A 21,487-nucleotide genomic window follows, 5' to 3' on the forward strand; every position below is an offset into this window, starting at 1 on the left:
GGGGGGGGGGGGGGGGGGGCACAGCCAGCCTGAGTCTGGCGACAAAGCAAGCGTCAGTAGGTCACTGATACCCGGAACTCCGGTCTGCAAGCTCCTGCCTTTCGTCAGTACCGGAAGGACCGGCTGGGCGACAAGCCAAAGCGGCGCCAGCCCCCATGCGAGAGGCCGCATGCGGCAGTACTGCCGCATGGTCACATCATCACTTCTTGGCCGCCTCTGCGATCGACTCGCGAATCGAGGAATAGGTTTGAGCGAAATTCTGCTGTGCTTCGGCATAGCTCTGCTTTGCGTTTTCCCAGGCCTGTGTGGAAGCGTCCCGCAGTCGTGCGGCGCGGGCTTTCTCCTCTTCGACTCTGACCTTGAGTGCCTCGATGCGCACCTCGATAGCGACACGCTGCTCGGCAGAGAGCCAAGCAGCATCGGCACTGAGTCCATCGATGGCTTCCTGCCATGCCTTCTGGCGCGCATCGAATTCGGCCTGCAGGACTGCCCTGCGGGTGGCAACGTCGGCCTGCACGGTATCGAGATAACGGTCTTTGGTGCCCTGCAACGCCGTCCAGGAATCGTCAAGCGACTGCCTGGCCTGCGCCAGCTCCTGCTCACTGCGGATCTTGGCCTGGGCGGCAGCCGCCTCGGCCTCGGCCCGGTAGGCGTCGCGCTTGCCCTTCAGCTCCTGCAGTGCAACCTCAACCTTGGCGCGAGTATTGCCGTTGCGCTTGGCGAGATTCTGCTCAAACACGGCGATGGCGGCGTCCAGTTCGGTCAGGCGTGTCTGTGACCATTCGATGGATTGCCTGGCGAGCGATGGTTCGCTGGCTTGGGCTGCCGGGGTAGATTCTGATGACTGCTGTGCCTGTGCCTGCGCAAGGCCTGCCTGCACCAGCACGGCCAATGCCACGGTGGATAGACGGGGTTTCATGCTCAAGCTCCTTGCCAAATCAAATTAGATTCATGCGAAGAGGAAGCTCTCCCTCGCTCAGAGCGACTTAGAGAGCGCGTCGCGGATCTTCTGGATCGTGCGGGAATGCACCTGTTTGGCTTCCTCAAGCCCGCTCTTGACGGCTTCCCAGGACGCGTCGCCGGCATCCTTGACTTCACCAATCCTGGTCTGGAACTTCTCGGCTTCGTCCGACACGCGCTTAATGGCGGCATCGAGTTCGGCGCGGGCCTTTTCCACGGCATCCGCAGTCTGGCCACGCAGTTCCTGAAGCGAGGCCTCCCACGCACTGCGCTGGGCCTTAACACGGGCGAGTACGATACCCCGCGCCGTCTGGGCATGTTCACCAACGGCGGACGTGAACGAATGGAACGCGGCTTCCACCTCGACCCATTCTGCTTCCAGTGCGTCCTGAACAGCCTTGACGCCCTGCTTGGTGGCACCGGTCTCGGCGCGGAGCTTGTCGTAATGAACCTGGAGCTTGCCTCGTGCCTCTCGAAGGCGAGCCAGTGCGTCGTCGGCTTCCCGGCGGATGTCGCCATTCACTTCGTCCAGGGACTTCTCGGCCGCAGCGATACCCGCGTCCAGTTCGTCCAGGCGCTGCTTGGCCCATGCAATGGTTTCGTGGATATGGGTTTGAGTGTTCATAACGTCAATACCTTTCTTGGGTGGGTAAAAAGCCGGAGCGCCATCTTGTGAACACAGTGTCATGTGGCGGGCCTGACGGGGAGAAAGCTGCTGCGGCAGAGGTCGCTGATCATCTTTTCGAGCTGAGCGGCGCCATCGTCCTGCAGGTTCTCCCAGTCCATGCCGCGGACCATGACGCCGCGCAGGAACCTGAAACTGAAAATGGCCGTCACGACCGCATTGATCCGCAGCCGGGCCGCGGCGATGCCGAGATCGCCAGACGAGATGGCCGTCACAGCCTCTACGAGACGCTGCAGCATGGGCTCGATCGCCTGCTTGTGGATCAGGGAGAACGCCTCGTCGTTCTCGTAGGCACAGCGCGCGACGAATGACGTCCATGAGTGCGGTTCTGCGTTGCTCAGAATGATGTGCAGAAGATGAAGGAGTGCCTTCTCGAATGCCTGGGATTCGCTTCCGGAAGCCGGTGCATCGAGAATGTGGATGACCTCCCCGAAACGCTCGCGGGCGTACTCGGCAATCATCTGGGCGGCTGCCATGTAGAGCTCGCTCTTGCCCCCGAAGTGGTAAGGGATGGCTGAAAGCGGCGTCTTCGCCACCTGCGTGATGGCCCGAGTGCTAGCCCCTTCGTAGCCCACCGCGCCGATCACATCGATGGCAGCCTCGATGAGCTGCGCTCGCGTCTTGGCGCTACGGACTTCATGCCCGCTTGGTGCTGTCATGCACGTCTTCCTCGTTTAACGTATTTAAATTATAGTTCGTTCGAACGAACAATCAAATAAAGGCTTTCGGATCGAAGCCCTCCTTGGGAACCATGCGATATGACCCCACTCGTCCCAATGCTGCTCCATAAACTGGCGGTACTCATTACAGCGCTCACGCTCGCCGCCTGTGGCGGTGCAGAGCACGTCGCACCGGTGGAGCCACCGTCGGTGGCGCTGCCCGTGGTCACCGCCAGCAAAGCCGAGGTGGCCCTCGGTGACCTGGCCAGCGGCACGGTCGTGGCCGACGAGAGGGTACAGCTAGCTGCCCGCACGGCAGGCACAGTACGGGCCCCCGGGCTGCATGAAGGCCAGCCGGTAAGGGCCGGTCAGGTTCTGGTGACGATCGATGCGCAACAGGCCGAGGGCGCCGTGCAGCAGGCGCGCGCGGCGTTGCATGCTGCACAGGCACAACAGCGCCAGGCCGATGCCGATGTCGCTCGCAACGAACCGCTGGCGCGTGCCGGCGGGGTTTCCCGAACGGATCTTGAGCAGGATCAGTTGCGCGCCCAGGTCGCGGCGGCTGCTGTCGAGCAGGCACGCGCTGCGATGGCGATCGCCGAAGCCAACCGGCGCGACCAGCACGTGACCAGCCCGATCGATGGTGCCATCATCACGCGCCACGTGCGCGACGGCGACATCGTGCAGCCGGGCGTATTGCTGCTGACCGTGGAGGGGCGCGACCAGTTGCTGTTCCGCTTCTCTGCGCCACAGGCCAGCCTGCATGCCTTCGCTTCCGGCGCCACAGTGCCGGTGCTGATCGACGAGCGTGAGGATCAGCCTGTCACGGGCACGGTGCGCGCCATCGTGCCGTCGGCCGATCCGGCAACCCGGCGCTACACGGTCGAGATCAGCCTGCCTCCGGACAGCGCGCTGCTGGCCGGCATGTTCGGTCGCGTGCGCCTGCCTGCCAATAGCGCGCACAGCGCAACGGCGGTGACGATCCCCGCCGCGGCGCTCACCGAACAAGGCGGGCTGACCGGCGTATTCGTGGTCGGCAAAGACGAACGGCTGGCGTTTCGCTGGCTGCGCCTGACCGAGCGGTTCGGAGACCAGGTGCTGGTCACCAGCGGACTGGCCGCGGGCGAACAAGTGCTGGCTCGGATCGATCCATCGGTCCGCGACGGCGCCCACCTGGTGCCAGTGGTGCCCGCTCAATGAGCGGGTCATCCCTGAACCTCGCCGGCCGGCTCGCGCGCAGCTTCATCACGTCCAAGCTGACCATCGTGTTCGTGCTCGGCGCACTGGCCCTCGGCGCTCTGGCCGTGCTCTTGAATCCTCGCGAGGAGAACCCGCAGATCGTCGTGCCCGGTGCCGTGGTGGTCGTCGCACTGCCGGGTGCCACCGCTGAGGAAGTGGATCGGCTGGTGGTTTCGCCACTGCAAGGCATCCTCAGCGAGATGACCGGCGTCGACCACAGCTACGGCAACGCCAGTCCGGGCCTGGGCACGGTGCAGGTGCAGTTCAAAGTCGGCGAGCCGCCGGAGGATTCGCTGGTCAAGCTTTACAACCGGGTGATTACCAGCCGCGCTCGCCTGCCGATGGATGCGGGCGTTCCGCTGATCCAGGCCGTGGATGCCGATGATGTGCCCATCGTCACCGTCACATTGGCATCCGACGCCTACGACGACCACGGCCTCAAGCGCCTGGCTGACGCGGTGGCCGAGCGCTTGCGTAGCACGCCCGGCGCAGCCGGGGTTACGGTGTACGGCGGTCGCGACCGCGAGATCGGCGTGGCGCTCGATCCAGTGCGGATGCAGGCCTTCGCGATTTCGCTGGCGACCGCACAGGCGGCGCTTACGGCGGCCAATTCCGCGCTGACGCTGAACGGACCGGTCTCCGGCAACGAGACACACGAACTGCGCTTTGCCGGTGACCTGGACTCGGCCAGGGCAATCCGCAACCTGGTCGTCAGTGTGCACGACGGGCAGCCGATCAAGCTCGGCGACGTCGCCACCGTCACCGACGGCTCAAATGAGGAGATCACGCAACTCAGCCGGTTTGCCTTCGGCCCTGGCGATGCGCGCGCCGAAGAAGCCATCGGCGAAATGCCGGCGGTGACCATCGCCGTGGCCAAGAAGAAAGGCGAAAGCGCCGTCGCAGTCGCGCGCGCAGTGAAAGACCGGGTGCAGCGCATGCAGGCCAGCTTCATTCCGCAGGCGGTGCACGTAGTGGTGACGCGCGACGACGGTCAGAAGGCTGAGGATGCCGTAAATGGCCTGATGGAACACATCATAATCGCACTGGTCACGGTCAGCTTTGTGATGCTGCTGTTCCTGGGCTGGCGCGAGGCGCTGATCGTCTCGGTGACGGTGCCGGTCATCTTCTCGATCACGCTGGCCGTCGACCTGCTTGGCGGCGTGACCATCAACCGCATCACGCTGTTTGCTCTGATCCTGGCGCTTGGTCTGCTGGTCGATGCCGCGATCGTGGTGATCGAGAACATCCATCGTCACTACCACCACGCCCGAACGCCCGGCTCGAAGGAAGAAGTCACCGTCCTTGCGACCAACGAGATTGGCAACGCCACCAACCTGGCCACCTTCGCCATCATGCTGGTGTTCCTCTCGTTGTTGCTGATAACCGGCATGGCCGGAGACTATTTCTATCCGCTGGCCTTCAACGTGCCGGTGGCGATGCTGGCGTCGATCATGGTGGCCTACATCATCACGCCGTGGGCAGCCAACCGCTGGCTCAAGCGGCCCCAACCTGCCGGCACGGCCGTGGCTGGTAATGCGCAAGGTGATGACCACCACGAGTCCAGGCCGGACTGGCTACAACGTACCTATCTGAAGTTTTTCATCCCGCTGCAAGAGCGCCCGCGGGTGCGCCGCTGGCTGGCGATCGGCATTGCGGTAGCGATGGGGCTGTCGCTGGCCCAGGGCGGCTGGCAGTTCGTGCGACCGGCCGGCATTGGCGGGCCGGCACCCTATCTGGGCGTGGCGCTGGGCTTTCTGCCCAAGGACAACAAGAACACCTTCAGCATCGTGCTTCAGGCCGCGCAGGCCAGCCCGGTGGAGGAAACCGACCGACTGGTGCGAGAAATCGGCCGGGTACTGGCCCGGCTTCCTCAGGTGACGAACTACCAGAGCTGGGTCGGCCGAACCGGAGTAACAGACTTCAACGGCCTGATTCAGGGCACCTCCTTGCTGACCGGCGAGCACATTGCCGAGATCCGCGTCAACCTGACTGACAAGCACAACCGCTCCGAGAGTTCCATCGACATCGTCCACGCATTGCGCCCGGACATCGAGGCGATCCGCGCCCGTCATCCCGGCGCGCGCATTCGCCTGGTCGAGGACCCTCCCGGCCCGCCGGTGCGCGCCACGGTGCTGGCGGAGCTCTACGGCACCGATCTGGAGGTGTTGCGGCAACTCTCGCGTCAGGTCGAGGCTGAATTTGTCCAGACCTATGACATGGTGGACATCAGCAACAGCGAGCCGACCGATATGCCGCAGTGGCGGCTGGTGCCCGACCGCGAGAAGGCCGCGCTGTCGGGCGTCTCGACCGCGCAGATCGCCGAGGTGCTGGACATTGCCTACGGCGGCCGAGTGGTCGGCCGCGCGCACCTGGACGGCGAACGCAATCCGGTGTCCATCCGCGCCTACGTACCACGCGCCGCACAGCCCGATCCGGCACGGCTTGAAGGGCTGTACGTGCCCAATGCCGAAGGCCGGCAGATTCCACTGGCTGAAATAGTGCGGCGCGTGCCCGCCGAGGCCGATCGGCCGATCCTGCGAAAGGACAACGAACCGGTCATCTTCATCGGCGGCGAATTGGCGCGCAGCGTGCCCACCTATGCCGTGCTCGATCTGACGCAGCGACTGTCAGGGATGCGCGCACCTGACGGGCAGCCGCTAGCGATCGGCAATCTCGGTCTGCGCGAGACTGTGCCCGACACCATCGACGGCTACCAGTTGCTGTGGGACGGCGAGATGCGGCTGACGCTGAACATCTACCGCGACATGCTCGCCGCCCTCGGCGCGGCGCTGGCGGCGGTCTACGTGCTGCTGGTGGCCTACTACCGTTCCTTCCTGATCCCGCTGATCGCGATGGCCGCGGTGCCGCTGGGAGCGATCGGCATCCTGCCCGGGCACTGGCTGCTGGACACGGATTTCTCAGCCACCTCAATAGTCGGGATCATCGCGCTTTCGGGCGTGGTGGTGCGCAACTCGCTGCTGATCATCGACTTCATCCAGGACAACCTCAAGCAGGGCATGCCGCTGGCAGAAGCCGTGCGTCAGGCCGGTGCGGTGCGGCTGCGGCCCATCCTGCTGACCATGCTGGCCATCATCCTCGGCTCGGCCATCATGGTGCCCGACCCTGTGTTCGGCGGGCTGGCGATCTCGCTGATCTTCGGCACGCTGGCCTCCACGGTGCTTACCGTCTTCGTTGTGCCCACCCTCTATTACCTCGACGCGTTACGCCGTGAAGGGCTTACGCCGCAAGCAGGCCTGGCCGTCGATAAGGAGAACACCCAATGAATCATGCAGTTTTCCGTCGGACTGCCTGGCTGGGGGCAACGCTGTGCGCTGCCGCGCTGTTGGCGACCGAAGCCATGGCGTCGGAATGCCAGTCGGTGCTGGATCAGATCAGCCGGCCGACTGTGAGTCTGCGCGTGGACAACGACCTGTTCGGCGGCAGATCCCAGGATCAGGGTTATACCAACGGCCTGCTGGTGACGCTGGTGTCGCCCAGCCTGCTCGATTACCTGGACGACCCCTTCCTGCCGACAGCCGCCAGGTGGATCAACCGTGGCCTGACATGGCTGCAGGTCGACGACTTCGACCAGATCAACATGATTGCCAGCTTCGGGCAAGGCCTGTTCACCCCGGAAGATCACGGACCTTCGGAGCTGACTCCAGACGATCGCCCGTACGCTGCGGTGTTGTTGTTCAGTGTGGGCTACAACGCCCGCAAGGGCGATCACCTGACAACCAACCAGTTGCGGCTGGGCATGGTGGGACCCTCCGCACGCGGCAATGAGGTACAGAGCAGCGTGCACAAGGTGATCGGCAGCCCTCACTTCAATGGCTGGGATCACCAGTTGCGTGATGAGCCCGTGTTCCAGCTCCTGCATGAGCGCATGCGCCGCCACGATCTGCCGCCGGTGCCTTTCGCACGTGGTAGCGGTCTGTCGCAGGACATGATCACTCACTGGGGCGGCGCGCTGGGCAACTTCGGCACCCATGCCAACTTCGGCGCCGAGTGGCGTATCGGTTGGCGGCTGCCCGACGACTTCGGCAGTTCGCCACTGCGCCCGGCAGGAGAGAACACCGCACCGCCGGTCTCCGGCAACACGTACCGCGGCTGGGCCGGACATTTCTTCGTCGCCGCCGACGTCCGTTGGGTGCTCTACGACCTCACGCTCGATGGCAACACCTGGAAGAACAGCCATAGCGTCGACAAGCGCTCCTCCGTGGCCGACGTCGGCCAGGGCATCGCGGTGACCCGTGGCGACTGGAAGTTTGCGTTCGCGCACCACCTACGCACGCGGGAGTTCCGCGAGCAGAAGGAGTTGCCCGTCTACGGCAGTTTCACCATCAACCGCAGGTTTTGATCTGCATGGGCTGCGCAGATCGTTATTGGTTGGTCATTCATAGCGTAAGGAATCTCTCATGCGGAGTACGGTAATTGGATCGGGCAGGCTCGGAGGGCCGGCCTTTGCCGCAAAGCACAGGGCTGAAGTTTTCCCCCTCCTGAAGCGTGCCGTGTGGCATCTGGGATGCGTGATGGCGGCAATGGCCGTCGCGGGCTGCGCGCCCACCCTGAACATCCGCGCAGTGCCCGAGGAGTTGCCGGTGGCCACCCACTGGCCTGCCAATGCCCTGCCTGCCGAGAGACAAGGCATCCGCCCTGTGGAGTCGCCATGGCGCGACTACGTAGTCGACGAGCAACTGCGCGCGCTGATCGAGAAGGCGCTCGCGAACAACCGCGACCTACGCCTGGCGCTGCTGCGTGTCGAGGAAGCGCGTGCCGCCCACGGTATCCAGCGGTCCGAGCAGTTCCCGATGATCGGTCTGACCGGCGTGGGGGCTCGCGCACGCGTGCCGGACGATCTGATTCTGACCGGAGAACCTGCCATCCATGAGGTGGCTGGCCTAGCGGTCGGCCTGACCAGTTGGGAACTCGACCTGTGGGGCCGGGTGCGTAGCCTCAATGAGGCCGCACTGCAGAACTACCTGGCGACCGACCATGCACAACGCGCCGTAAGGGCCAGCGTGATCACAGCCGTCGCGCAAGCCTACCTGAGCCAGCGCGACTACGATGAGCGCATCGCGCTGGCGAATCAGACCATTGCCAGCCGCGAGGAGTCCTACCGCATTTTCCGCCGCCGCAACGAGATGGGGTCGACCTCCGACCTGGAGCTGACCCAGGTCGAAACGTTGCTGATCCAGGCCCGCACGCTGGGCACGCAGCTTCAGCAGGCCCGTGCGGCGCAGGCCCATGCGCTGACCCAACTGGTGGGCGCGTCCATCGAGCAGCTAACCATCGCCGAGCCTGCGCTGCGCGACGAGGCCATCTTCGCCGCGCTGGATGCTGGCCTGCCCTCCGACCTGCTGACGGCCCGCCCCGACATCATCGCGGCCGAGCGCCAGCTCGCCGCCGCCAACGCCAACATCCGTGCGGCTCGGGCTGCCTTCTTCCCGCGCATTGCGCTGACAGGAAATTTCGGCACATTGAGCGCCGAACTCGCCGGTCTTTTCGAGTCCGGCAGCCGCACCTGGGTGTTCGCACCCACGATCTCCCTGCCGATCTTCGATGGCGGGCGACGCCGCGCTGCGCTGGACTTGGCCGAGGTGCGCAGCGACATCGCCGTGGCCAGCTACGAGAAGACCATTCAGAACGCCTTCCGCGAAGTGGCCGATGCGCTCTCCGCTCGCCAGGCGCTGGCGCAGTTGGTCGAGCAACTGCGCCAGGCCCGCGATGTGCAGGACCGGCGCGCCCGGCTGGCGCAGTTGCGCTATGAGAGCGGTGCCGCCGCCTATCTTGAAGTCCTGGACGCGCAGCGCAACCAGCTGGAGGCACAGCAACAACTCGTTCAGGTGCGCCGACAGCTGCTGGCCAGCCAGGTGGCCCTGTATGCCGCGCTCGGCGGTGGCGCCGGTTTCGACCGTACTGTCGAGAGTACTGCCGGCAGTCCGTCGAATCCCTCCCTGACCACCAGGCTCCCCCATCAAGAGTAAGGCTGCGCAATGGCACAAATGTCTTTCCTCAAGCCACCGTCTCATCGCATTCATCGTCGTACTCGCCGTGGCACCTACAAGAAACTGGGCAAGCGTAGCGCTCTATATAAAGCCAAGTGCAAGATCGAGAAGGCAAAGGCAAAGGTTGAACACCCATTCAGAGTGATCAAGCGCCAGTTCGGTTATGTGAAACCACCCTGGGCTGCATACGTAAAGAGCGTGTGTGGTGAGCGCCACGGGAAAAGGCTGACCAAGAGTCAGTCAGGTATGATTGATTGATTGAGACGAACGTAAGTGAACCATCGAAGAAGTGTCGATAATTGCAGACGATATCGAAACCAGAGACTCGACAACGCTCTGGGACAAGTCAGACGGGCGCCTGGGTTCTGGTCTGGCGGTATCCGGCATAGAGGTGGCGTGACGATCATTCAGGCACATGTACGGAACATGGAAATCTGTCATTGCGATGCCAAGGGAGCGATTCAACCAGAGAGGCGTTATCTCTCCGATACTTGCGAATTGGACGCTGGATAGCCTGGAAGATGTCGTCCATGCAAGCGTGGCTTCGACAGAGCGCAAGCGTAAGCCATTCAAGATACACGTCGTACGATATGCCGATGACTTCATCATCACAGGGGCCACGAAAGCTGTTTTGCAACATCAGGTTCGTCCTGCAATTGAGGCGTTCCTGAAAGAGCGAGGCTTGGAACTCTCTGATGAAAAGACTCAGATAACGCATATCTCGCAAGGCTTCGATTTTCTGGGCCAGAACGTACGCAAGTACACCGGCAAGCTACTCATCACTCCGGCTCGCAAGAGTGTGAAACCACAGACCATCCGTAGTGACAACGGCCCGGAGTACATCAGCAGTAAGCTTGTTCTGTGGGCGGAAAAGCGCGGCGTTCGCCTGGAGTACATCCAGCCAGGAAATCCACAGCAGAACGCCTACGTCGAGCGCTACAATCGCACGGTGCGTTACGACTGGCTGGGGCATTATTTGTTCGAATCGATCACCGAGGTGCAGGAACATGCAACTCGCTGGATGTGGACATACAATCACGAACGGCCAAACATGGCCCAGGGAGGTATCACCCCCAAACAGAAGTTGGCCCGCGCGGCCTGACCTCTACTTTTGGCGAGTGCTAAAAATGGGGGGATTCCCCCCTCAAGGCGCAAAACTATGCATTTGAAGGTGGAAAATGATCCGTTTTTTCGATTGAGACGTTGTTTTTTCGAGTCGTTGAGAAAAACACCATGAAAATCGCGACTACTTCAGACCTTCCGTAGAGAAAGCGAATGCCGGGCTGTAATGGCTCGGAAAGGGGTTGGAACATTACTCCACGGGAAACCGGGCTGACTTCTGCGTGGTCGTTGAACACATGAGCGAAGATTAGGGAAACTCTGAAGAAGACTTCCTGATTTTGGCAAAATACCCGGACGCCACCCACCGAGTTTTCCGATGAAGCAGATGACCTTCGCCGATGCCGAATACGCCGGCAAGCGCAAGCAGACCCGTAAAGAGTTGTTCCTGATCGAGATGGATCGGGTGGTGCCGTGGAAGGGCTTGATCGCCTTGATTGAGCCGCATTACCCCAAGGGTGAAGGCGGTCGTCCGTCCTACCCGCTGATGGCGATGCTGCGGGTTCATCTGATGCAGAATTGGTTCGGCTACAGCGATCCTGCGATGGAGGAGGCGCTGTACGAGACCACAATCTTGCGCCAGTTCGCGGGGCTAAGCCTGGAGCGCATCCCTGACGAAACCACCATCCTCAACTTCCGCCGTTTGCTGGAGAAGCACGCGCTGGCTGCCGGCATCCTGGCCGTGATCAATGGCTACCTGGGTGACCGGGGTTTGTCATTGCGCCAAGGCACTATCGTCGATGCCACGCTGATCAACGCGCCGAGCTCGACCAAGAACAAAGAAGGTAAGCGCGACCCGGAAATGCACCAAACCAAGAAAGGTCAGCAGTACTACTTCGGCAGTGCGACCTGAAAGTCGCATGGGTTTCTGTTCCGCAGGTTAACGCCCGACGGAACCGACTGTTCCACCACTCGTTCCCTACCCAGACAGGCGTGGCCGGTAACAGCCGGGTCTGAAGCTCTGGGGACAATGTAACCGCCGATATTTCGGTAGGTCGAACCGCGAGGCCAGACTGAATCTGCCAGCATCAAGGCGGAGAGGTGCTAGGGATGAACGGGTACGGCTAACACAAGTGGATGGCCTGGAAGATGTCGTCTATGCAAGCGTGGCTTCGACAGCGCGCAAGCGTAAGCCATTCAAGATACACGTCGTACGATATGCCGATGACTTCATCATCACAGGGGCCACGAAAGCTGTTTTGCAACATCAGGTTCGTCCTGCAATTGAGGCGTTCCTGAAAGAGCGAGGCTTGGAACTCTCTGATGAAAAGACTCAGATAACGCATATCTCGCAAGGCTTCGATTTTCTGGGCCAGAACGTACGCAAGTACGCCGGCAAGCTACTCATCACTCCGGCTCGCAAGAGTGCGAAGGCATTGCTGGATAAGGTGCGGGAAATCGCGAACGCAAACAAGACGGCGACTCAAGCTAACTTGATCTTGACCCTGAACCCGGTGATCCGAGGATGGGCCATGTATCATCGCCATGTTGTCGCCGCCAAGCGTTTCGCATGGATCGACCATCAGATTTGGCAAGTGTTATGGCGCTGGGCAGTTCGCCGGCACGCCATGAAAAGTGCCCATTGGGTAAAACAACGCTACTTTCGTGTCGTGGGTCAACGGCACTGGGTTTTCGCCACCCAGGAGAAAGCGCGCGGCATGAGTCAACCCGCTTGGCTGTATGCCGCCGCCAGTGTTTCGATCGTGCGGCATATCAAAATATGCAGTGCAGCGAACCCGTTTGATCCAGCATGGACGTTTTACCTTGAGCGCCGAAGAGCGCATCGTCAGGTTGCCCAGTCTTACTCAGGCTGCTGGAAGGCTTGAGCCGTATGAGGGGTGACTCTCACGTACGGTTCTTAGGGGAGGCAAGGGTGGTAACACCCTTGCTTTACCCGACTGAAGGCCCATGTCGGCGTGGACGTTGAGTCCGGTCTGGTGCACAGCGTGGTGGGCACGGCGGCCAATGTGGCGGATATCACCCAGGTCGACAAACTGTTGCATGGCGAGGAAAACATGGTCGGTGCTGACGCGGGTTATACCGGTGTCGAAAAGCGTCCGGAGCATGATGGCCGGAAGGTGATCTGGCAGGTCGCGGCACGCCGCAGTACTTACAAGAAGCTGGGCAAGAGCAGCCCGCTGTACAAAGCCAAGCGCAAGATCGAGAAGGCCAAAGCCCAGGTGCGCGCCAAGGTCGAACACCCGTTCCGGGTGATCAAGCGGCAGTTCGGTTATGTGAAGACGCGCTTCCGTGGCCTGGCGAAGAACACTGCGCAACTGGTGACACTGTTCGCGCTGTCGAATCTGTGGATGGCGCGCAGACATTTACTGACGAATGCAGGAGAGGTGCGCCTGTAATGCGAAGAATGGCTGCCGCGAGGTACTTGCGGCGGCTAAAAACCCAAAAATAAGCGGGTGATCTGAGCGTTTTTGATCGATTTACCGCTTTCAAAATCGGCAGAGGCTGAAGTCAGCCAAAAATACACGGCTACTTCAGACCATCCTGTGCGACACGAAGCTTTACCTGTCATTGTCCACCTATTCCGTGTTTGGAATGGTAGCGGACTCGCTGTGCGACCAGCGATAGCCTAACAAGACATGCATCACTGGTAACGGTGGGGTGTGAAGCTCTTGTGACAATGTAGCCCCTTGATGGTGTGTAATCGCTGCGAAGTGAAGCACAGATGCTCGGAGCCGTACCGGGTTGAGGCGCTAGGCTGGCCAGTATGAGCAACGTAAGTGAACTGCTGATAAATGTCGTGACTGAAAACATGCCAAAACGGCTGATAGGCATGAACCAAAAGGTGTGAGGTCGGTTATTTCTGTGGGATGTGGGAATACGTCGTCATCAGACTTCCGGCAAAAAGGCAGGCTCTAACCTGGGCGTGTGACAGGTAAGGAACGTGGTAAGCCCGTATTGCTGCCTTTGTGGCAGGTGAGCCGTAAGGTGAGCTGTTGGCGGTGCGGGTATGGGATCGCAGAGAAAGCGAATGCCGGGCTGTAATGGCTCGGATAGGGGTTGGAACATTACTCCACGGGAAACCGGGCAGACTTCTGCGTGGTCGTTGAACACATGAGCGAAGATTAGGTTGGGCCTGAAAGGGTGCAGGTCAGCGCGCAAGAGCATGGGTTTCCCATGTCCGCGACCTGAGTCCGTATTGCGGAAACTGACCAGCTCAGAGCGGATTGTGAAGATCCATCTTTCCCCAGAAGGAATCAAGGCAGATAGATCGGCTCTTGATCGGGCTTACAACGGCTTGAGCCGTATGCGGTGAAAGTCGCACGTACGGTTCTTAGGGGGCCCTAGGCCAGCAATGGCCTGGGGGCTACCCGACTAGGTTGGGCCTGAAAGGGTGCAGGTCAGCGCGTAAGAGCATGGGTTTCCCATGTCCGCGGCCTGAGTCCGTATAGCGGAAACTGACCAGCTCAGAGCGGATTGTGAAGATCCATCTGTACCCAGAAGCAATCAAGGCAGATAGATCGGCTCTTGATCGGGCTTACAACGGATTGAGCCGTATGCGGTGAAAGTCGCACGTACAGTTCTTAGGGGGGCCCTAGCGGACTGTTTGGTTAGTTCAATAACTTATTCTTGATTGCGGTGAGCTTTGCGCGACTAACAGAGTTGATGATGGATTCAGCCGTTTTGTTCCAGCGAAATGGCTTGGCTGAATGTTCATTATGGGCCTCGATAAAACGGCGAATTGCCGCTTTCAGATCAGCCACGCTGCTGAACGCATCGCGATACAGCGCCCGCCTTCCAATTGAGCAAACCAACCCTCAACGGCGTTCAACCATGAGGCGCTGGTCGGCGTGAAGTGCAGCTTGAAGCGGGGATGCTTCTCCAGCCACGCCTTGACGGCGGCTGTCTTGTGAGTCGAGCTGTTGTCCAGAATCAAATGCAGATCCAGCTCGGCAGGCGTCGCGCGGTCGATCTGTCGCAAGAATTCAAGGAACTCTTTGGCCCTGTGTCGTTGGGTGATGCGACCAATGACCTGGCCCGTCAGGATGTCGAAGGCGGCATACAAACTGGCCGTACCGTGACGCTTGTAGTCATGCGTCCTGCGTTCGATCTGACCCGGCTTGAGCGGCAGCATGGGCTGGGTGCGATCCAGCACCTGGATCTGGGTTTTCTCGTCCACTGACAGCACCATCGCATTGTCAGGCGGGTTCAGGTACAGCCCAACCACATCAACCACTTTGCCAGCAAAGTGTGGGTCGTTGCTGATCTTGAAGGTTTTCAGCCGGTGGGGCTTGAGGTCGGCAGCGGCCCATACCTGGGCGACTTGCCAGACGGTAACGCCCACGTATTTGGCCATCAGGCGCAGGCTCCAGTGAGTCGCCTCACGCGGTACACGCTGGGTCGTCAGGGTGAGGATTTCCTTAATCTTCGCCTCGTCGAGCTTGCGTGGATGTCCGCTACGCGGGAGATCGCTCAGCCCAACGAGGCCAGCTTCCTGATAGCGCTTGCGCCATTTGAATACGACAGGTGCCGAAACTTCCAACCGATCACTCACCTGCTTGGGCGTGCTTGGGCGTGAGACCGCTGGCCAGCAGCAACAGAATTCGGGCACGTTGCCCAAGGTTTTGCGGCAGAGTTCCCATGCATAACCAGCTTTGCAGCGTCTCAACATCAGTGGGTTTTAAACAAAAAGAAGCCGCTGGTCGAGCCATGCTGCACACGCCGAAAAAGGAGGGATGCACAGTATATTTGTTATCCCCCTATCGATAAACGAACTTTACGGACAGCCAACTAAGCCAGCAGTGGCCTGGGGGCTACCCGACTAAGAGGCAGCATTTTGCACCACCGATCATATCGACTACACTTAAGTGTAGTTTAAATATTTAACACCGTAACCTATGGTGAGAATATGCAGTCAGCTGGCGCGAGAATAGCATAATGAAAATAAAAATAATAAATAATGATTTCCCGGTTGCCAAGATCGGGCTGGATCGAATTACGACTCTAGTAAGTGCCAAAGTGCATAACTGCATATATCGGCCCAGATTGAGTATCGCGGATGGAACTGCGCCCAGAGTATGCCTTTATAGAGCCCCGCCTGGATATGGAAAAACCGTGGCTCTTGCGTTCGAGTGGCTACGCCACAGAACAACCGGACGTCCTGCAGTGTGGATTTCTTTAAGAGCCAGCTCTTACAGTGAATTTGATATCTGCGCAGAAATTATTGAGCAGCTTGAAGCTTTCGAACTGGTAACATTCAGCCATGTGAGAGAGGGTGTGAGCAAGCCTACGCTCTTGCGAGACCTTGCATCCAGTCTTTGGCAGAGTACCTCGAGTAACGAAATAGAAACGCTAATTTGTTTGGATAATATTAATCAGGGCTTGGGCTTGCCGTTGTTGCACGCGCTTATGGAGTTCATGTTAGAAACACCAAAAAGTATCAGGTTTGCAGTCGCAGGTAATACAATAAAAGGGTTCTCGCGGCTTAAACTTGCAGGCGCTATGCAGGAGCACACCGAGAAAGATTTGGCCTTTAGCGCAGACGAGGCAGTGGCGTTAGCGGAGGCAGAGGCTGTTCTTGGAGTTTCTGAGGTACAGATAGAGGCCTTGGTGCAAGAAGTGGAGGGGTGGCCTGTTCTTATCGGGTTTTTGTTAAAATGTGAGTTGCCGGCCAAGTCTATTTCAACAGTAGTTGAAATAGATAATTACTTTAATGATGAAATATTTGAGGCGCTTCCCGAGCGGTATCGTGTTTTTCTTGTAAATTCTTCATTGCTCGATGTCGTGACGCCTGATGGCTACAATTATGTATTCAAATGCGTCAATGCGGCCTCATGTATTAAATATCTGAGCACGAATTACATGTTACTTCGCCATGTAGAAGGTGAGCCGGCGCAGTTTACACTACATCCAGTATTGCGCGATTTTCTTCAAGGAATTACTTGGGCTGAAAATCCTGCTAAAAGATCCTACTTGCTTAAGCGCGCAGCTTTCTGGCATTGGCGTAGAGGCGAATACCAGTACGCAATACGAATAGCCCTACGGGCGAATGACTGTCGCTGGGCTGTCGGCATGAGTGAGGGAATAATTTTAGATTTGTCATTTCGTCAGGGCGAAATAGATACGCTGAGACACTGGCTGTCGGAGCTGCCAGTGAAGGACTTGCACAAGAACCCCATAGTACTTATTTGTTTCGCGTGGGTATTGTATTTCAGTCAGCAAAGCGCGCGAGCAGAGAAGTTACTTAAAGACCTAATTACCCCGCCCGATAAAAAAAACAAATGGCAAGAAAAAGGATGGCCGCAGCTTGTGTTTGCAATAGGTAAAGCAACGAATGATGAAATGCTTTTGAGTGAGGAGCTCTGTAATAAGTGGATTAGTTTATTTGGGGATTCAAACGCAGTTGGGAAAGGGGCCGCGCTAACCTGCTTGGCTTTTATTTTTGCCAGTGAGTATAGATTTGCAGAGTTAGAGAAGGTGCTGGCTCAGGCCCAAGCCGTGAATAAATTTGCAAAACAAGATTTTGCTTTCGGTTGGCTGTATGTCGCCAAGCTTCAACAAGCGCTAGCAAGCGGGAAAATGAGCTGGGCCAGGCAGCTTATAACTCAAGCACGCACAGACAGTGGCGCGCAGATTATGGAGACCGCGTTTACCTCGAAAATGCTGGACGCTCTAGAGCTTGAGTCAAATTATGAATTGTGCCGCTTGGACACCTCAGAAGAAAAGTTCTCCGAAATTTTAGAGTTTATTGCCAATCACGGGGTGACAGACGTGTTTTTTTCCGTATGCCGTGTTGTGTCAGCTTGGCGGCTTGGAAGGAATGACCTGAATGGTTCCATTGAGATTTTGGAGTGGGCGAAGGCACATGCGGCTGAAAAAAATCTACCAAGATTGGAAGTTATGAGCCAAATTGAGATCTATCAACGCTTGCTCTTTCAAGGCGTAACGTACATAAATACGTTACAAGCTTTTGAAGATCGCAAGATTTTCTCCGGACCGCACTCAGCCCCCCTAAAGGCACGCCTGCTGCTTGTTCAATCACTCGCGCTTTCCCGAGATCAGAACTTTCATCTTGCCGCGCACAGAGCGCTATTGGCTATTCAGCAAGCCCGTAAAATTAGCGCAGGCCAATTGGAAGTCCGTGGCTTATTGTATTTAGCCGGAGCGCAAGCAGGTGGCGGCACATTAAAGAAGGCTCAGCATAACATTGCTTATGCATTGGAGATGGCAAAACAGCTTCAATGCTTTCAAACAGTGCTGGATGAAATACGTTTGATTAAGAGGTTAATACCGACTTCATGTGAAGTCTTCGCAGCAGTTAATTTAGATCAAGCGATTGGAGCTTTTAGTCTGCCGCAAATGGTGGCGATTAGAAAACCCGCAGAAAATAAAGCTGGTGATTTTTTGACACTGAAGCAGGTCAGTGTCTTGAAACTTGTAAAAGAGGGGTGCTCAAACAAACAAATAGCAACAAAGATGTATGTCACCGAAGATGCTATAAAGTGGCATATGAGGAAAATATTTACCATCCTTAATGTAAAGAGTCGCACGCAAGCAATAAGTGAAGCCGAACGTCAGGGTGTTATCTGAGGCGATCGGCATTAAGCAATATAGTGAAAATATATCAGAGAGAATATTATGGCAATTGTTATTGTTGGCGCTGGTACAGCTGGAGTAAATGCTGCGTTCTGGCTTCGTCAATATGGTTATAAAGGGGGCATTAGACTTTTGAGCAGGGAGTCTGTGACACCTTATCAGCGGCCTCCCCTATCCAAGGCTTTTCTGACAAGTGAGACTGCAGAATCCGCAATACCACTAAAGCCAGAAAGTTTTTATACGAACAATAATATTAGCATTTCGTTAAATACACAGATTGTATCAATTGACGTGGGGCGTAAGGTAGTTGCTGCTAAAGACGGAGAAGAGTACGCGTATGAAAAATTGATTCTTGCAACAGGTGCTAGCGCGCGTAGGTTAACCTGCGAGGGATCTGAACTGTCTGGAGTCTGCTATTTACGCAGTATGGAAGACGCCAAAAATTTACGTAGGAAACTTGTGGAGAGTGCGTCTGTTGTTGTGTTGGGCGGCGGAGTGATCGGGCTTGAAGTCGCCTCAGCTGCGGTGGGCATAGGGAGGAGGGTCACAGTGATAGAAGCCGCCCCGCGTGTAATGGCGCGCGTGGTTACGCCAGCAGCAGCCAACTTAGTCAGAGCCCGCCTGGAGGCTGAAGGAGTTGGGTTCAAGCTGAATGCGAAATTAACGTCCATAAAGGGCAGGAATGGCCATGTTGATCAATGCGTACTTGAAAGTGGAGAAGAAATTCAGGCGGATCTGATTATAGTTGGAATCGGTGCTATCCCTGAACTAGAGCTGGCAACTGAGGCGGCCCTTGAAGTGAGTAATGGTGTTGTGGTCGATGATCAGATGCGTACATCGGATACCAGTATATATGCGATCGGCGACTGCGCACTGGCTAGGAATCTTTTTTTTGGAACGATGGTACGTTTAGAAACAATTCATAATGCGGTTACACAAGCTCAAATTGTCGCAAGCAGCATCTGTGGCACGTCAACGCCTGCACCAACCCCACCACGGTTCTGGTCTGATCTTAAAGGGATGACGCTGCAAGGACTTGGTGCTCTAAAGGACTACGATAAACTCGTTGTTGCAATTAATAACGAAACTGTTGAACTAGAAGTCCTTGCGTACAAGCAGGAGCGACTGATTGCAACTGAGACAATAAATCTGCCTAAACGTCAAGGTGCGCTTGGCGGGAGTATAAAATTACCTGATTAGCAATGATGCTCAGCCACTCGAACCAACCGCAAGGGTTGTGAGGGGGCAGGTAGTGGCGGCGATTAGTAGACACGAATGCCGCGTACTCAGATCGAAGCGTCGGTTAAATCGGTAAGCGTCTGGGCGTAACGTCGGTAGTGCTCGACGAACTGGGTGTAGCGGTAGGTCGGCTGCCCCGCATGCGCGGCGAGATATTCCTCCCACAGCAGTTGCAAGGTGACACCCTTGCGGCGCAGCTCGCGGTTGATGCTCAGGTCGCGGTAGGGACGGCAGTTACCTGCCGCCCCCCGCACAGATCCGTACGTGCGGAACTACCGCATACGGCTCCTGCCTCGGGTATGTGACGCGAAGCGGTCCCCCGGCCCTCAGGGTACGGATGTGCATTTCTGGGTTTAGGTATGTAGAGGTCGGCGAGGCGACCGTAGCGTGACCATTGGAGTGGTTCCAACAGGCAGCTTTTGGCCCAGAGTGTGTAAAAACGCTGGCAACAATCTTGCTATGATTTGACCAGACTTCATCTCAGCAGGAGATGCCAGTGCGGCGATTTATTCAAGGTGAAAATCGGACTCAAGTTACCTTGCTCCCAGAGAGCTTGGATGACTATGTGACGGACACTAACCCGGTGCGGGTAGTCGATGTCTTCGTGGGCGAACTTGATCTGGCCACGCTGGGATTTGACGGTGTCGTACCGGCGGAAACAGGTAGACCCGCTTACCATCCTGCTGACCTGCTGAAGATTTATATCTATGGTTATCTCAACCGCATCCAATCCAGTCGGCGCCTTGAACGAGAGGCCCAGCGTAATGTCGAGCTCATGTGGCTGACTGGGCGTTTGATGCCCGACTTCAAGACCATCGCCAATTTTCGCAAAGACAACGGCAAGGCAATTCGCGCTGTCTGCCGTCAATTTGTGGTGCTGTGCCAGCAAGTGGGATTGTTCTCGGAAGCACTCATCGCCATCGACGGCAGCAAATTCAAGGCGGTCAACAATCGGGATCGCAACTTCACTAGCGCCAAGCTCCAGCGACGCATGGAAGAAATCGAATCGAGTATCAATCGTTACCTGAGCTCACTCGATACCGCAGATCGTCAGGAGCCTGTCGTCGCGCAAGCGAAGACCGAGCGACTGCACGGCAAGATCGCAGCGCTGAAAATCAAGATGCAGGAGCTCAAGGAGATCGAGGTACGGCTCAATGAGACGCCTGATAAGCAGATATCACTGACCGATCCTGATGCCCGCTCGATGAAGACCCGAGGCACGGGCATTGTTGGCTATAACGTGCAAACAGCCGTCGATGCCAAGCACCATTTGATCGTGGCCCATGAAGTGACAAACGATGGGAGTGACCGAAGCCAGCTAAGTCCGATGGCTAAACTGGCGAGACAGGCCATGGGAGCGAAAAAACTATCGGTGGTGGCTGATAGGGGCTACTTCAAAAGCGAAGAAATCCTAGCCTGTCACCAGGCGGATATAACCGTACACGTGCCCAAACCTATGACCTCCGGGGCCAAGGCAGATGGACGATATAACAAGACCGAATTTATCTACGATACAGAAACCGACGAATACAAATGCCCAGCAGGACAGCGCTTGATTTGGCGGTACGCCAGTGTTGAAAAGGGACTAAAACTCCACACTTATTGGAGTTCACACTGCCAGAGTTGCGAGCTGAAAGCGCAATGTACGCCCAGCACGCAGCGACGCGTCAGGCGGTGGGAGTATGAAAGCGTACTGGAGGATATGCAGCGACGTTTGGATCAGGCCCCCGAGATGATGCGTATCCGTAAACAGACCGTTGAGCACCCTTTTGGAACGCTCAAGGCCTGGATGGGCGCCACCCATTTCCTGACCAAAACCTTGCCTAGAGTCAGCACTGAAATGAGCCTGCATGTGCTCGCCTACAATATGAAGCGGGTCATTAAGATATTGGGTAGCGCAGCGTTGATGGAGGCGATAACTGCCTAAGGCTTGATGCCTTTTGGCCCGTCAGGCGCCTATACAGCAGGTTTCTTGTACCGAACCAGCCAGAAAGTCCCTGAGTCGCCGCACTCGACCTCGGAGG

At 57.7% G+C, this 21,487-nt stretch carries 12 protein-coding genes and 5 pseudogenes; 12 read left to right on the forward strand and 5 right to left on the reverse strand.

The features are described from left to right. Positions 1-199 precede the first annotated feature (199 nt). From TMS3_RS23825 to TMS3_RS23835, 3 genes are read right to left on the reverse strand one after another with little or no spacing between them, the layout of a single operon-like run. Complete coding sequence (locus tag TMS3_RS23825; protein ID WP_025167806.1) at positions 200-919, reverse strand: hypothetical protein; 720 nt, start codon at positions 917-919, stop codon at positions 200-202. 57 nt (positions 920-976) lie between these two features. Beyond that, complete coding sequence (locus tag TMS3_RS23830) at positions 977-1,585, reverse strand: sll1863 family stress response protein (RefSeq protein WP_025167807.1); 609 nt, start codon at positions 1,583-1,585, stop codon at positions 977-979. A 59-nt stretch (positions 1,586-1,644) separates the two neighbouring features. Further along, a complete protein-coding gene (locus TMS3_RS23835; RefSeq protein ID WP_025167808.1) occupies positions 1,645-2,304 on the reverse strand; it encodes a CerR family C-terminal domain-containing protein in 660 nt (219 codons plus the stop codon). Between the two features lie 99 nt (positions 2,305-2,403). Between TMS3_RS23835 and TMS3_RS23840 the strand changes: the two genes are divergently transcribed. From TMS3_RS23840 to TMS3_RS23880, 9 genes and pseudogenes are all read left to right on the forward strand, one after another. Beyond that, a complete protein-coding gene (locus TMS3_RS23840) occupies positions 2,404-3,504 on the forward strand; it encodes an efflux RND transporter periplasmic adaptor subunit (protein ID WP_029866596.1) in 1,101 nt (366 codons plus the stop codon). Beyond that, the gene (locus TMS3_RS23845; protein WP_025167810.1) at positions 3,501-6,827 is read left to right on the forward strand and encodes an efflux RND transporter permease subunit; all 3,327 of its coding nucleotides are present in this window, start codon (positions 3,501-3,503) and stop codon (positions 6,825-6,827) included. The genes TMS3_RS23840 and TMS3_RS23845 overlap by 4 nt, the downstream gene beginning before the upstream one ends. Further along, entirely contained in the window at positions 6,824-7,903 is a 1,080-nt protein-coding gene (locus tag TMS3_RS23850; protein ID WP_025167811.1) for a lipid A deacylase LpxR family protein, read from the forward strand. The genes TMS3_RS23845 and TMS3_RS23850 overlap by 4 nt, the downstream gene beginning before the upstream one ends. A 172-nt stretch (positions 7,904-8,075) precedes the next feature. Next, on the forward strand, positions 8,076-9,530 hold the full coding sequence (locus TMS3_RS23855; protein ID WP_051394296.1) for an efflux transporter outer membrane subunit: 1,455 nt from the start codon (positions 8,076-8,078) through the stop codon (positions 9,528-9,530). A gap of 63 nt (positions 9,531-9,593) precedes the next feature. Further along, positions 9,594-9,749: pseudogene (locus TMS3_RS25240) on the forward strand (IS5/IS1182 family transposase); the annotation flags it as partial. Positions 9,750-10,017: 268 nt separating this feature from the next. Next, a pseudogene (locus TMS3_RS26135) lies at positions 10,018-10,653 on the forward strand (integrase core domain-containing protein); the annotation flags it as partial. Positions 10,654-10,989: 336 nt separating this feature from the next. After that, positions 10,990-11,511, forward strand: a pseudogene (locus TMS3_RS23870) (IS5 family transposase); the annotation flags it as partial. Positions 11,512-11,743: 232 nt separating this feature from the next. After that, positions 11,744-12,496, forward strand: coding sequence for a group II intron maturase-specific domain-containing protein (locus tag TMS3_RS23875; RefSeq protein ID WP_025167814.1), 753 nt, complete (start codon positions 11,744-11,746; stop codon positions 12,494-12,496). A 72-nt stretch (positions 12,497-12,568) separates the two neighbouring features. After that, positions 12,569-13,027: pseudogene (locus tag TMS3_RS23880) on the forward strand (IS5 family transposase); the annotation flags it as partial. Positions 13,028-14,239: 1,212 nt separating this feature from the next. Here TMS3_RS23880 and TMS3_RS23885 read toward each other — a convergent pair. After that, a pseudogene (locus tag TMS3_RS23885) lies at positions 14,240-15,340 on the reverse strand (IS630 family transposase). 454 nt (positions 15,341-15,794) lie between these two features. Between TMS3_RS23885 and TMS3_RS23890 the strand changes: the two are divergent. Together TMS3_RS23890 and alkT are read left to right on the forward strand one after the other, a co-directional pair. After that, positions 15,795-18,218 (forward strand): LuxR C-terminal-related transcriptional regulator, encoded by a 2,424-nt coding sequence (locus TMS3_RS23890; RefSeq protein ID WP_235576680.1) that lies wholly within the window; start codon positions 15,795-15,797, stop codon positions 18,216-18,218. A 48-nt stretch (positions 18,219-18,266) separates the two neighbouring features. Then, positions 18,267-19,424, forward strand: coding sequence for a rubredoxin-NAD(+) reductase (alkT, locus tag TMS3_RS23895; RefSeq protein ID WP_025167816.1), 1,158 nt, complete (start codon positions 18,267-18,269; stop codon positions 19,422-19,424). An 86-nt stretch (positions 19,425-19,510) separates the two neighbouring features. Here alkT and TMS3_RS23900 read toward each other — a convergent pair whose 3' ends face one another. Further along, positions 19,511-19,717: a hypothetical protein gene (locus tag TMS3_RS23900; RefSeq protein ID WP_025167817.1), complete on the reverse strand. Its 207-nt coding sequence runs from the start codon at positions 19,715-19,717 to the stop codon at positions 19,511-19,513. 242 nt (positions 19,718-19,959) lie between these two features. Here TMS3_RS23900 and TMS3_RS23905 point away from each other — a divergent pair, with 242 nt between their 5' ends. Then, a complete protein-coding gene (locus TMS3_RS23905) occupies positions 19,960-21,390 on the forward strand; it encodes an IS1182 family transposase (protein ID WP_025167818.1) in 1,431 nt (476 codons plus the stop codon). Positions 21,391-21,487 lie beyond the last annotated feature (97 nt).

The organism is Pseudomonas taeanensis MS-3 (assembly GCF_000498575.2).
GTDB classification, from domain to species: Bacteria; Pseudomonadota; Gammaproteobacteria; order Pseudomonadales; family Pseudomonadaceae; genus Aquipseudomonas; species Aquipseudomonas taeanensis.

Coding starts and splice junctions, on each gene's coding strand:
- TMS3_RS23835 (WP_025167808.1), bottom strand. CDS start 2,304: ATGACAGCACCAAGCGGGCATGAAGTCCGTAGCGCCAAGACGCGAGCG.
- TMS3_RS23855 (WP_051394296.1), top strand. CDS start 8,076: ATGGCGGCAATGGCCGTCGCGGGCTGCGCGCCCACCCTGAACATCCGC.
- TMS3_RS23825 (WP_025167806.1), bottom strand. CDS start 919: ATGAAACCCCGTCTATCCACCGTGGCATTGGCCGTGCTGGTGCAGGCA.
- TMS3_RS23830 (WP_025167807.1), bottom strand. CDS start 1,585: ATGAACACTCAAACCCATATCCACGAAACCATTGCATGGGCCAAGCAG.
- TMS3_RS23840 (WP_029866596.1), top strand. CDS start 2,404: ATGACCCCACTCGTCCCAATGCTGCTCCATAAACTGGCGGTACTCATT.
- alkT (WP_025167816.1), top strand. CDS start 18,267: ATGGCAATTGTTATTGTTGGCGCTGGTACAGCTGGAGTAAATGCTGCG.
- TMS3_RS23845 (WP_025167810.1), top strand. CDS start 3,501: ATGAGCGGGTCATCCCTGAACCTCGCCGGCCGGCTCGCGCGCAGCTTC.
- TMS3_RS23850 (WP_025167811.1), top strand. CDS start 6,824: ATGAATCATGCAGTTTTCCGTCGGACTGCCTGGCTGGGGGCAACGCTG.